10 protein-coding genes are annotated in these 12,276 nt (G+C 49.9%); all 10 read left to right on the forward strand.

Annotation, left to right across the window (positions count from 1 at the left end; genetic code table 11):
* Positions 1 to 76: 76 nt before the first annotated feature.
* Positions 77 to 1,249, forward strand: a complete 1,173-nt coding sequence (locus WCV85_02725; GenBank protein MFA6473763.1) for a phosphoglycerate kinase — start codon at positions 77 to 79, stop codon at positions 1,247 to 1,249.
* 8 nt (positions 1,250 to 1,257) lie between these two features.
* On the forward strand, positions 1,258 to 2,517 hold the full coding sequence (gene eno / locus WCV85_02730; GenBank protein MFA6473764.1) for a phosphopyruvate hydratase: 1,260 nt from the start codon (positions 1,258 to 1,260) through the stop codon (positions 2,515 to 2,517).
* A complete protein-coding gene (gene gpmI / locus WCV85_02735; protein ID MFA6473765.1) occupies positions 2,510 to 4,066 on the forward strand; it encodes a 2,3-bisphosphoglycerate-independent phosphoglycerate mutase in 1,557 nt (518 codons plus the stop codon). The genes eno and gpmI (WCV85_02735) overlap by 8 nt, the downstream gene beginning before the upstream one ends.
* Before the next feature lie 4 nt (positions 4,067 to 4,070).
* A complete protein-coding gene (gpmI, locus tag WCV85_02740; protein MFA6473766.1) occupies positions 4,071 to 5,672 on the forward strand; it encodes a 2,3-bisphosphoglycerate-independent phosphoglycerate mutase in 1,602 nt (533 codons plus the stop codon).
* 13 nt (positions 5,673 to 5,685) lie between these two features.
* Positions 5,686 to 7,584 (forward strand): Ig-like domain-containing protein, encoded by a 1,899-nt coding sequence (locus WCV85_02745; GenBank protein MFA6473767.1) that lies wholly within the window; start codon positions 5,686 to 5,688, stop codon positions 7,582 to 7,584.
* A 71-nt stretch (positions 7,585 to 7,655) separates the two neighbouring features.
* Positions 7,656 to 8,705, forward strand: a complete 1,050-nt coding sequence (locus tag WCV85_02750; protein ID MFA6473768.1) for an N-formylglutamate amidohydrolase — start codon at positions 7,656 to 7,658, stop codon at positions 8,703 to 8,705.
* Between the two features lie 13 nt (positions 8,706 to 8,718).
* Complete coding sequence (locus WCV85_02755) at positions 8,719 to 9,573, forward strand: hypothetical protein (GenBank protein MFA6473769.1); 855 nt, start codon at positions 8,719 to 8,721, stop codon at positions 9,571 to 9,573.
* Positions 9,566 to 11,002, forward strand: coding sequence for a PEP-utilizing enzyme (locus WCV85_02760; GenBank protein MFA6473770.1), 1,437 nt, complete (start codon positions 9,566 to 9,568; stop codon positions 11,000 to 11,002). The genes WCV85_02755 and WCV85_02760 overlap by 8 nt, the downstream gene beginning before the upstream one ends.
* Before the next feature lie 12 nt (positions 11,003 to 11,014).
* Positions 11,015 to 11,950 (forward strand): PEP/pyruvate-binding domain-containing protein, encoded by a 936-nt coding sequence (locus WCV85_02765; GenBank protein MFA6473771.1) that lies wholly within the window; start codon positions 11,015 to 11,017, stop codon positions 11,948 to 11,950.
* Between the two features lie 35 nt (positions 11,951 to 11,985).
* The gene (locus tag WCV85_02770) at positions 11,986 to 12,228 is read left to right on the forward strand and encodes a DUF4342 domain-containing protein (protein MFA6473772.1); all 243 of its coding nucleotides are present in this window, start codon (positions 11,986 to 11,988) and stop codon (positions 12,226 to 12,228) included.
* Positions 12,229 to 12,276 lie beyond the last annotated feature (48 nt).

The following is a 12,276-nucleotide window of genomic DNA, read 5'->3' on the forward strand; positions in this document are numbered from 1 at the left end:
TTGGAAAATCGTCATAAAAATGGTATGATACATCTTGCAAGCAGGCAGCTTCCCCTCCAGATTTTTTGTTGACGCTATGCAGCTCAAGTCATTGCGGGATATGTCAGTAACCGGCCGCCAGGTGATTGTCCGGGCGGATTTTAACGTTCCGCTGCGCGATGGGAAGGTGAGCGATCCAAGCCGCATTTTGGCAGCGCTGCCAACCCTGGAATACCTCCGGAACCAGCAGTGTAGAATTGTCATCATCACCCACTTTGGCAAGGCGAAGGGGAAAGTGGATCCAGCATTTAGTTTGCGTCCGGCGTTTGAGGTGCTGGCAGAGCGTCTACCTGGCGTGCAGTTTGCATCCGAGGTTCCTGGCACACCTGAAGCTATTGCTCGAAGCCAGAAAGTCCGGCAAGGAGACATTACCCTTTTTGAAAATCTCCGCTTCCACCCGGGCGAGCAGGCCAACGATCCAGCTTTTGCAGCAGACTTAGCGAAAATGGGGGATTGCTACGTCAACGAGGCTTTCTCAGAGTGCCACCGTTCTGTAGCGTCCCTGGGTCAGTTAGCTGGACTCCTGCCTGCCGCGGCTGGGTTTCAGTTGGAAAAGGAAGTGAAATACCTCGACCGCATTCTCCAAGCACCGGCACGGCCGATGGTGGGGATCATTGGTGGGGCAAAGATTTCCACCAAGTTGCCGGTCATTCGGGCGCTGTTGGAGCACGTGGATTACTTGCTGCTTGGTGGCGCACTGGCGAACACGATTCTCAAAGCCCAGGGCGTGGCGGTTGGTAAATCACTGGTTGAAGAGAGCATGGTGGAAGCAGTGAAGGATCTGACCCTCACGACGAATAAACTCCGGATTCCGGTGGACGTGGTCATTGCACATTCGCTGGAGCCTGATGCACCGGAGCAGACCGTGGCCGTGGGGAATGTGCCCGATGACCAGCTCATTCTGGATATTGGACCGGAAACCGTGGAGCTGTACAAGCTCATTTTGCAGCAAGCGGCAACCGTGGTGTGGAACGGACCCATGGGGTACTTTGAATTGCCACAGTTTGCCAAAGGCACAGACGAGGTGGCGAAGTTCGTCGCCGGCCTTTCCGCAACGACGGTGGTGGGTGGTGGCGAAACCCTGGATGCAGTGAATGCGCTGGGTTTGGGTTCGAACATCACTTTTGCCTCTACTGGCGGTGGCGCCATGTTGAAATTTTTAGAAGGCAAACCCCTCCCGGGTATTGTGCCACTTCTTCAAAACGCATAATTTTTTCTATGCCAACAATTACCGCAATCCACGCTTTAGAAATTCTTGATTCTCGTGGCAATCCCACCGTACAAGTTTCGGTAACCCTGGATGATGGGACAGTTGGCACAGCAGCCGTGCCGTCCGGAGCCTCCACTGGTTCGCACGAAGCACTGGAGCTGCGTGATGGTGATGCAAAACGCTACGGCAGCAAAGGTGTTCAGAAAGCTATTGCCAATGTTGCAGGTCCACTTGCAAAGACCATTGTTGGGATGTCGGTTGCAGATCTTGCGGCAATTGACCAGAAAATAAGAGAAGCTGATGGGACAGAAAATAAATCGAACCTGGGTGCCAACGCGTGTCTGGGCGTTTCGCTTGCCGTGGCACGTGCGGCTGCAATAGCTGCCAAGCAACCCTTGTACGCTTTCCTGGCCGCGCAGTACGGGTATCCAACCACTGGGTTTCGTTTTCCTACACCCATGTGCAACGTGATCAACGGTGGGGTGCATGCCGATTCCGGTCTCTCATTCCAAGAGTTCATGCTCATTCCTGCGCCAGGTGATTTTCCTGAGCAGCTGCGCAAAGCCGCGGAAGTGTTCCACAGTTTGGCAAAAGTGCTGAAGGGGAAAAATTTGCCAACGCTCGTTGGCGATGAAGGCGGCTACGCGCCGCGCGTGACAAGCAACAGTGAGCCATTTCAGTTACTGGAAGACGCCATCACCCAAGCCGGACAAGCATTAGGTACTGACGTATTCCTGGGTATGGACGCAGCTGCCAGCGAATTTCAGCAACCTGACGGGACGTACCGCCTGGCACTGGAAGGGCAGAATTTGAGTGCGGACCAACTGACCGCGCTGTATCAAGAGTGGAACGCAAAGCATCACCTAGTCTCTGTTGAAGATGGTTTGGGTGAAGATGATTGGGAGCACTGGCCCGCGCATACTGCCGCGCTGGGCAAGGCTGGAATGATGGTTGTGGGTGATGACTTATTCGTCACTAATGTGAAACGGCTGCAACGTGGCATTACAGAGAAAGTGGCCAATGCCATTCTCATTAAGGTGAACCAAATTGGCACGCTGACGGAAACCGTTGACGCAATTCGCCTGGCCCAAAAAGCTGGGTACAAGGTAATCATTTCCCATCGTTCTGGTGAAACAACTGATACAACAATTGCTGACCTGAGTGTGGCTATGGGCGCAGACTACCTGAAGGCTGGTTCGCTGTCCCGGGGCGAGCGTTTGGCAAAGTACAACCGGCTCTTGGAAATCTGGCACGACCTCCATGCCTGAGCGCTGCCAAGTGGTCAAAACTCAGCTGCCGTTGGTCCTGGTCATCATGGATGGCTGGGGGATTGGGAAACCTGGCGCCTGGAATCCAATATCCGTTGCCAAGACGCCCAATTACAACCGACTCCTTCGGACGTCACCCTGGACGAAATTGCAAGCGAGTGGGAAGGATGTTGGCCTGGCGCGTGGGCAGGACGGCAATTCCGAAGCCGGGCACTTGAACATTGGTGCTGGTCGCCTGGTGCTCCAAGATGCAGTGTACATTTCCCGTTCTATTAGCGACGGTTCCTTTTTCCGTAACACCGCTTTCCAGCGAGCGGTTCGGCACGTGCAGAAGCACAAGTCAACTTTGCACCTCATGGGCATGCTGGGCAATGCGCAGAGCGCGCACGCAAATCCTGATCACTTACTGGCGCTGCTCACCTACGCGCACCTTTCCAAACTCCCGCACGTTGCGGTGCACTTGTTCACAGATGGCCGGGATAGCCCGCGTTTTTCCGCAATCAAGCTGCTGCGTAAGCTGGAGCGAACATTGCACCACACGAACATTGCCACGGTGTGCGGACGGTACATTGCCATGGATCGAGCTTTACATTGGCGGCGCATTGAACGCGCGTACGACATGCTCACCCTGGGCACAGGTTTACGGGCAGCAAGTGCAGATGAAGCCATTTTGGAAGCCTACAACCGGAATGAGAGTGATGAATTTATTCAACCTACGGTGATTGTGAAGGACAAGCAGAAGCCCATGACTATTGGGAACAATGATTCCATCATTTTCTTCAACCTCCGCAGTGACCGCGCCCGGCAATTGACGAAGGCTTTTGTCCAGCCAAATTTTTCTGGCTTTCGGCGAAAGAAAGTCATCAAGAACCTGGTATTCGTTGCCATGACCGACTTCGGACCAGACTTGCCCGGCGTACTTTCGGCTTTCCCTAGCCGGGATATCAACGATACATTACCCATTGCACTGAAGGCCTACCGCCAGTTGTACATATCCGAGAGTGAGAAGTATGCGCACATGACCTACTTCTTCAACGGTGGGTATGACCATGCCGTTGCAGGTGAAGATCGGGTGTTTGTTCCATCACCAAAAGTCATGACGTACGATACTCGACCGGCAATGGCAACGGCAGAACTCGTACGACGTGTGGAACGGGATGTTTCCCAACATGCACACGACTTCATCGCCGTTAATTTTGCCGCCCCAGATATGGTGGCGCACACTGGGCACTTCCACGCATCAGTGAAAGCTGTGGAAGCGGTTGACGCAGCCCTTGGGAAATTATCAGCATTGGTGAAGAAGGTGAAAGGCACGTTAGTGATTACCGCAGACCACGGCAACATTGAAGAACTGAAGAATGTCCGCAGCGGTGAAGTGGATACCGAGCACTCCGCAAATCCAGTTCCTTTCATTGTTGTTGGGTCACACCTGAAGAAAGTGCGTTTGCAGAAAACCGGTCGGTTGGCAGATATTGCGCCAACCATTCTCCACCTCATGAACACCCCGCAACCCGCGGCCATGACAGGCAAGAGCTTGCTCTGCTCCTAACGGTATGCCTGAAACCTTTACTCCAAAAAATCGACCCGTCGTGCTCATCATCCTTGATGGCTGGGGACTAGCTCCGGTCTCGCGCAGCAATCCCTTTAGCATGGCAAAGCTCCCTGCGTACGAATCGTTGTGCACGCATTTTCCCACCATGGCCTTGCAAGCCTCAGGGGAGTCAGTAGGTTTGCCCTGGGGGGAGATGGGGAACTCTGAGGTAGGGCACATCAACCTTGGTTCAGGCAAAATTGTCTACCAAAATTTACCACGGATTAACAAAGCGATTGCCGATGGATCGTTTTTCACCACCGCGGCATTTCAGCAGGCAGTAGCAAATGTAAAGCAGCGAGATTCGCAACTGCACCTGATGGGTTTGGTGAGTTCTGGTGGGGTGCATAGTTTCAATGAGCATTTGTATGCCCTGCTTGAATTTGCCAAACGTGAAGGGGTGGCCAAGGTTTTCGTCCATGCATTTTTGGATGGACGGGACACCCCACCCAAGAGTGCGGAAAACTTCATTGCGAAATTGCAGCAGCATATCCAAGAGACTGGCGTGGGGGCAATTGCGACGCTTGCGGGCCGGTTCTGGGCCATGGACCGGGACAATCGTTGGGAGCGCATTAGCAAGGCGTACGACGCGCTGGTTCGTGGCAAAGCTGACGTGCAAGGGACGGATCCCTTAGTCATCATTCAGCAAAGTTACGCGAAGGGAGTGCTGGATGAAGAGTGCGTACCGTCCGTGATCACGGATGCCAGTGGAAAGCCTGTCGCGACCATTCAGGACGGGGATAGTGTCATCACCTTCAATTTTCGGCCAGACCGGATGCGACAAATAACCAAAGCTTTTACGTTGCCGGGTTTTGAAAAGTTTGACCGAGGGCCGTACATGCAGAATCTCACGTACGTGACCATGACGGAGTATGATAAAGATTTGCCAGTCACGGTAGCTTTTCCACCGGAGCAAGTTGCCTTTCCTGTAGCACGTGTCATTGCCGATGCGGGGTTGTCCCAGCTGCACATTGCGGAAACCGAGAAGTACGCGCACGTTACCTACTTCTTCAATGGGGGGCAAGAGCAGGCGTATCCAAGAGAAGAGCATGTTCTCATTCCCAGTCCACACGTGTCATCCTATGACCAAAAGCCAGCCATGGCTGCGCGGGAAATTACCGAGCGGTTGGAAAAGGAATTAGCCAAAGCCGCGTATGACTTCTACGTCGTCAATTTTGCCAATGCGGATATGGTCGCCCACACCGGGAACATGCAAGCAACCATTGAAGCCATGGAAATTCTGGACGAATGTTTGCAGCGTGTGAGCGAAGCAGTACTTGCGGTGAATGGCGTCGCGTTCATTACTGCAGACCACGGTAACGCTGAAGAATTGTTGAATTTGCAAACTGGCTCGATTGATAAGGAGCATAGTACCAGCCCAGTGCCATTCATTGCGCTGAGTCAGGCTTGGAAAGACACCTCGCCCTATTTGCTCCCGGGCGGGACGCAGGTACTGACAAGCGTCCAACCGGTTGGTATACTCTCGGATGTTGCAGTGACGATACTCGAAACCCTTGGGTTGCCTGTGCCAGAAGAAATGACCGGGAGAAATTTGCTCAGTTAGTAACCTCCTCGCCATGATTCACTTCCTCACCCGCAAACTTGAAGGGATCCATCCAGCGCACCACTGGACGTTTGGCATTGCCGGACTGGCGTCCATTGCCATTTTGGTCGTGCTCTTCATGGCAAGTCGGCCACCAGTACCATCGCTGACCGGTCTGCGCGAGAATGGCCTGTACCGCATTGATAGCCCACTGGAACTGGAGTTTGCCTGGCCTGTGGAGCGAAAGCTGGACGTAACGGTTTCACCTGCAGTGCAGCCGCAGATTTCCTACCACAATTTTCTCCAGCAACGGCATTTAGCCACGGATGCGGTGATAACTCCAGAGCATACCTGGCTACCAAACACCACGTACACGGTTGAAGTGAAAAATGTCCGGCGGATGCTCTGGCCTTTTGGTGGACCAAAAACTTTCACTTTCACCTTTACTACACAAGCACTCCCAGCAGTCGCTGTGGTGCAGCCAGGATCGACGCAGGAAATTCCGGCTGATCAGCAGTGGGATGTGGTGCTGGACAGAGCAATTGATCGAGCGGCAACTTTTGAGGTGCAAACCGAGCCTGCGGGCGCATTGACCGTCACCGCGCAAGCAGATCAACGTACCTTACACGTTCAACCGCAGCAACTGTTGACGCAGGGGCAACCGGTAACCTTGGTGGTGTCGCGAACGCCGCAGCAGTTCATTTTTGATTCTGACGTTGTGGCCAGCCAAGGCGAGCCTGAGGAAATCCATCGGTCGACGTATACCGTGCGTCAGCCACCTGGCCTTTCCGCCGTGCAACCACAAGGAGCTGGAGTAGCGCTCGCCTCGCCCGTACGGTTAACCTTTTCTGAGCCAGTTGCAGTTGCGGATGTTGAAAAAAATGTAGCAATTGCGCCAAAGGTAACAGGGAACTGGTCGCAAGTTGATGCACAGACCGTGCAGTTTGCCCCAAGTGATCTTGTACAAGCAACAACGTACACCGTCAGTGTGCCCAAAGGTTTGAAAACCACCACAGGAGGATTTATTCCAGCCGAAGTCGTATCACAGTTCCGCACTATTGAACCAGTTGCAGTGACAGGGGTGAGTCCAGCACATGGGAGCGGTGGCGTCCGCGTCGGATCCAAGCTGCGCTACACCTTCAATCAAGTAGTGGACCATGCCAGTGCCGAAGCGCATTTCCGCATTACGCCAAAGGTGGAGGGGACTATGAGCTGGGCAGGGAATGTCTTATCATTTACACCCAAGACTGCATTGACGTTGGGTACAGCGTACAGCGTCACCTTGGGTTCTGGAATAACCAGCCCAGCGGGTTTGCCGTCAACGCAGGATGCAACGTACACCTTTTCCACCGAATTAGCCGTCACCCGCATTGCCGTGCCCTTCCACCGTCAGGAACGGAGTCTGAGTTGTGAAGCTGCTACTGCGGTTATGGCCCTGCGCTACTACAAGGTGTCTATTACCGAGAAAGCCATTATTGACGCGGTGGGTTTTGACCGAACGAAGAAACAGGGGAATGTTTGGGGAAACCCGCATGTAGCTTTTGTGGGAGACATTAATGGCCGGCAACCCAGCACTGGGTACGGTGTGTACTGGCAACCTATTGCAAAAGCTATTAGTGCGTACCGGCCAGCACGGTGGTTTACGGGTTGGTCCCTGCGGCAACTGCTTACTGAAGTGGAAGCCGGGCATCCAGTGATTGTCTGGGGTACAGCTGGGTCTGGGAAGCGGATTGACTGGAAAACCCCAAGCGGCGGGAACGTGGTGGCCGTGATGGGGGAGCACGTCTTCGTGGTCATGGGCTACATAGGCTCCATTGATAACCCTCAGGTCATCATCACCCAAGATCCGCTCTCTGGTGAGCACCGGTTTACCAAGGCGTCGTTCCTGTGGAATTGGGGCGTGTTGGGGAACAGCGGGGTCGTGGTAGAGTGAAAAAATTGCATAGACGAACTGTATTTATGGCGGTATAGTTTCTGTACCGAAGGATATAATTTATACACGATATGCCAGAATCATCTGAACACTTTCCATACATCCAAGAGGGTCAAGAAGCACGGGAACGTGAGCCCGTTTCGGTTGTTAATGCATTTCAGGAACGCGGATTACCATCAAGAGAAGATCAACGCGTTGTAGAGATTACAGGTGAACAATCTGTGGTTGAGCATTTGGAACCGTTGCAAGCGCAGAATGCGCCCAATGTACTGTACGGGGTACCCCATGGCGGCGAGCTTGTCCCCAAAGAGCTGCACGACCGAATGACCGAAGAGGGGCGAGAGACATCAGTCATGATTGATCTGAATACGCCAGATATTTTTCGAAGTGAAAGAATTCCTTCGGTTGAAACAAAAATTTCACGGTACATTGTTGATCCAAATCGAGCACCAGATTTTCGTCCAGAGGAAGCTTTTGAACCCGGAAAGGCGCCTGGAAAAATACTTTGGAAAACCGGGGCAAATATGGGTCCAATGTATGAACGTGAGCCGTCCGCTGATGAAATTCAAGAGTATGCGAAAAAGTTTTACCTACCCTACTATAATCGAATGATGGGAACGGTAGGGACAATGCTTGATCGACGTGCTTCACCCTCTGAGCGTGTATTGATTCTCGATGGTCATTCATTTCCAGTTGTTGAAGATTTACGAAAGTACTACCAGCATTATGGTATAGACCAACCTGAACTCCTCCCCATGTTCATTTTGGGAGACCGTGATGGTGAAGGTTGCGACCCAGACATCATGCAGCGTTTTCGGGTAGGACTTGAACGTGGATTCCAAGAACTCTCCGAGCAAGATCAGGCGTTACTTCAAACAAGCATGAAAGGCCCATTGGTTAGTCAAAATGAGTTCTTAAAAGGAGTGCATAATATTTCATTTTGGGGTGCGCGTGAGCAAGGGGCAAACGCAATACAAATTGAAATGAATGAGAGTGCTTATGTTGACAGGCAGGGAAGTAGTTGGGAAAAATTCACTTACAATCCGCAAAAAATCACTTTGATGCAGAGAATTATTGAACGTGCATCACTTGAAGTAAATGAGCTCTTGAAGCGGAAGTAATTCAACACTTACTATGTCCGAAACTTTTTTCCAAGAGTTTGACCAGAAGATCACCGCATTTGCCAGCAAGGGGAAAATTCGGCTTGGCATGGGTTTGGCTTCACCAGATGATGCAATTCTGAACAGCTTAAAGCAAGTTGAACAGTATGCCCAAATAACTTTGGTTGGACCTGCGTCCATTCAAGGTTTGAAAGATTTCCCAGTGATTGTTGACCCCGAACCAGAAGTCCGCTTAGCAACACTCCTAGCAAAAGGAGAGTTTGATGCTATTATCCGCGGGACAGTTGATGACTTTAAAACGTACGAAAAATACACCGAGTTGACAGGGGAAAAGTACACTTTTGCACCTGCACTTTTGGCGTCACCGAATGGTTTTCATTTTTTCCTCACCTCTGCAAGCAACCCGGAGAATTGGCAAAAAGAAGATCGGCTGCTGTCGTCATCACAAATTGCTGGTTTTCTTCAATCTTGGGATGTAACTCCGAACCTCGCTGTTTTTTCTGGGGAGCGACATGAAACTTACCCTCGGAAAAAGCATATTCGTGAAGGGGTGGTTGGAATACTCAATCAAACGTATGAAGATGCTGAGTGGATTGTGAAGGAACTGCAGGCGCAGGGGTTCCAAGCAAAGCACTGGGCAATAGATTTGAACCCAGCAATTGAAGCGGGCGCAAATATAATTTGTCCGGTCAATGGTATGGTTGGCAACCAAGTATTCCGGGTCCTCCTTTTCTGTGGTGGGAAAATTCTCTTTGGAACGCGCTTAGGTTTATCAAAACTGTACGAAGATAACAGCAGAACCGAAAAGGATTTTTCCTACCATGTGAAGTGGTTAGCGGCATTGGTGAATAAGCAAGCATATGCATGAACGTTTTGCTGATCGTTTTCTACATGCAGGTCAAAATCAGCTTCTCACAAAGCAGGAAGGGAACCTCTCGCTTCTCAATTTTGCCTGTTTGTTAAAAGGGTGTTCCCCAGCCTATACCCGACGATACTACGGAAAAATGGATTTTGGATCCCTTGCTTTTTTTAGCCAAAAGAAGCATGGTATTTCTTTTTTCTCATTACAAAAGTATCAAGAAACCACTCGTCGTACGTTCAGTGCATATCATCAACGAAATACGAAAAAAAGCCCAAATGTACAGGATTTTCAGAAGTTGTGGAGGGTGGTTGATGGTTTATATAGCAAGTTCAATGAACAGCGTATTCGTCAATTAGATGAACAAGCTTTACAGAAGTGCATTTCCGAAATTTTAGACAAGATTGCCCGTCTTTTGGCGATGACCGTGTATACCGAGTCATTGGATATTCCGCAAATACAAACTTACTTTCGCGAAAGTGGTGGAAGAGCGAGTATAGAAAATTCTTTCTTGCAAAAAGTTGTGGTACCAACCTTCGCATCATTTTCTCAGCATGCTCACAAGTTACTCCTTAAAAAATATTCGAATCATGATGCGCAATTTCTCTTCAGTGATTACTTTTCCAGCCCAACCGAGATACAAGCACAAACCCGAGCACATAGTTTCATTCGTCAAAAAGGTGGTGTACAGGCAATGCGCCAAACACTACGGCAAATGCAAAAAATGACAAAAAAATCAGAGCAGGTTATACGTCATTTTTGGAAGAAGTTACTACCGCAGGAGCGTAAAGTTTTCGCTTTTGTCCAAGCGAGTATTGCTTTACGGGATCTCCGAAAAATCCCGTTTAATAAACTGTTGGTGCTTTTAAACACTGCAACTCGGGAGGTGCTGCAACGAAATAAAATCCCAGCGCAACTATCCCCGTATGTTTTTTATGCTGAGCTTGAGGAAGGGGTGGTTCGTCAACCTTCCTATCTAAAAGTTTTACGTAGCCGGGAACGAAGAGGTGTGAACGCCTACTTTTTTCCAAATGCTGTCCATATCCGATCCGGCGCCTATAACCAAGAATTGAAGCAATTACTACGAGCCGTTGGGTCGAAGGCTCGGTCTACTCAACTGCAAGGGACAACTGCATTCATAGGCGTCGTGGAAGGGAAAGTGCAACGAATTCTGAGTGAAAAAGATTTTCACCGCTTCCGGAAAGGGAATATATTAGTTACCAGTATGACACGGCCTGAATTTGTCCCCCTACTTAAAAAGTCAATCGCCATCATCACTGACGAAGGTGGGGTGACTTGCCATGCCGCAATTATTTCTCGTGAATTACAAATTCCTTGTATTGTGGGAACGCAAATTGCTACAAGGGTGTTGAAAGATGGCATGCAGGTGCGAGTGGATGCTAAACATGGTGTTGTGCAGGTGTTGAAAAACAAGTAATACATGAATACAATGTATACAAAAGAATTTGCGAAAATTAGGAAATCAGATTCTTTCATGGCTGGGGGTAAAGGCGCATCATTAGGAAAAATGACACAAGCGCGGATACCTGTTCCCCCAGGCTTTGTTATTCTTGCCACGGCATTTGACAAGTTTATTCTTGAAGGGAGTATTGCAACTATCATTGGATCAACGTTGCGAAAGGTAGATTCCCGACAAACCAAGTCTGTCGTTGTCGCTTCTAAAGAAATCCGACAGGTCATACGTCGAACCAAAATTCCCAGTGAAATACAGAAAGCCATTCAGCAGCAAGTTTCAAAATTAGGAGCACATTTTTTAGCAGTACGCTCTTCCGCAACGGCTGAAGATGGGGTTGATGCTTCTTGGGCAGGGGAACTGGAAAGTTACCTTAACGTGACTCCGCAGAATGTTATGGCAGCAGTTCGGAACTGCTGGTCTTCGCTGTTTACCCCTCGAGCAATTTTTTATCGATTTGAAAAGAAATTCCAGAAGAGAAAAGTATCTGTAGCGGTGGTAGTGCAAACGATGATTCAATCCGAAGTATCTGGTGTAGCTTTTACCGTACATCCGGTAACCAAAAATCGAAATCATGTGGTCATTGAAGCAGGCTATGGATTGGGTGAAGCAATTGTGGGTGGAAAAATTACTCCGGATATGTTCGTGGTGCATAAAAAAAGTGGGAACATCATCGAACGTCGCATTAGCGAGCAGCACATGCAGATTGTCCGTTCAGGAACCGGTACAAAGGAGACAAAAGTACCACGTCAAAAAATTGGTTTGCAAAAACTTTCTGATGCAGTCGTGTTACGTCTAGCAAAACTTTGTCTGACCATTGAGCAGCATTACAAAAAGCCCCAAGATATTGAGTGGGCTTTTGCAAAAGGAAAACTATGTATAGTGCAAAGCAGGCCAATTACTACTTTATGATAGAATAAAAGTATCGCAAATAACCAGATTATTGTATGCCCGAAACCCAAGAAGAATTTAAAATCACCAGCGAAAAGCTGGTGGAAAAAGTGAAGGAACTTATCCACGAAGGGAACATTCGGCGGATCATCATTAAGAACGAGAAAGGGGAGTCAGTCCTGGAAATTCCTGTCACCCTGGGTGCGGTTGGCTTCTTGCTTGCCCCCTACTTGGCTGCCATTGGCGCTTTAGCGGCGGTGCTGACCAATTGTTCTGTGGTTGTGGTGAAGAAAGCATAAGCTCAACCTGGTGCGAAAGACAACAGTCTTGACTTTTTACGTAGGAGT

Source organism: Patescibacteria group bacterium (genome assembly GCA_041665345.1).
Taxonomy (GTDB): domain Bacteria; phylum Patescibacteriota; class Patescibacteriia; order PEXW01; family PEXW01; genus JBAYJA01.

What these genes read in the sequence shown, in the direction of transcription:
- WCV85_02745 (MFA6473767.1), top strand. Translation starts at nt 5,686, where the DNA reads ATGATTCACTTCCTCACCCGCAAACTTGAAGGGATCCATCCAGCGCAC.
- WCV85_02770 (MFA6473772.1), top strand. Translation starts at nt 11,986, where the DNA reads ATGCCCGAAACCCAAGAAGAATTTAAAATCACCAGCGAAAAGCTGGTG.
- WCV85_02725 (MFA6473763.1), top strand. Translation starts at nt 77, where the DNA reads ATGCAGCTCAAGTCATTGCGGGATATGTCAGTAACCGGCCGCCAGGTG.
- WCV85_02765 (MFA6473771.1), top strand. Translation starts at nt 11,015, where the DNA reads ATGTATACAAAAGAATTTGCGAAAATTAGGAAATCAGATTCTTTCATG.
- WCV85_02750 (MFA6473768.1), top strand. Translation starts at nt 7,656, where the DNA reads ATGCCAGAATCATCTGAACACTTTCCATACATCCAAGAGGGTCAAGAA.
- WCV85_02760 (MFA6473770.1), top strand. Translation starts at nt 9,566, where the DNA reads ATGCATGAACGTTTTGCTGATCGTTTTCTACATGCAGGTCAAAATCAG.
- eno (MFA6473764.1), top strand. Translation starts at nt 1,258, where the DNA reads ATGCCAACAATTACCGCAATCCACGCTTTAGAAATTCTTGATTCTCGT.
- WCV85_02755 (MFA6473769.1), top strand. Translation starts at nt 8,719, where the DNA reads ATGTCCGAAACTTTTTTCCAAGAGTTTGACCAGAAGATCACCGCATTT.
- gpmI (MFA6473766.1), top strand. Translation starts at nt 4,071, where the DNA reads ATGCCTGAAACCTTTACTCCAAAAAATCGACCCGTCGTGCTCATCATC.
- gpmI (MFA6473765.1), top strand. Translation starts at nt 2,510, where the DNA reads ATGCCTGAGCGCTGCCAAGTGGTCAAAACTCAGCTGCCGTTGGTCCTG.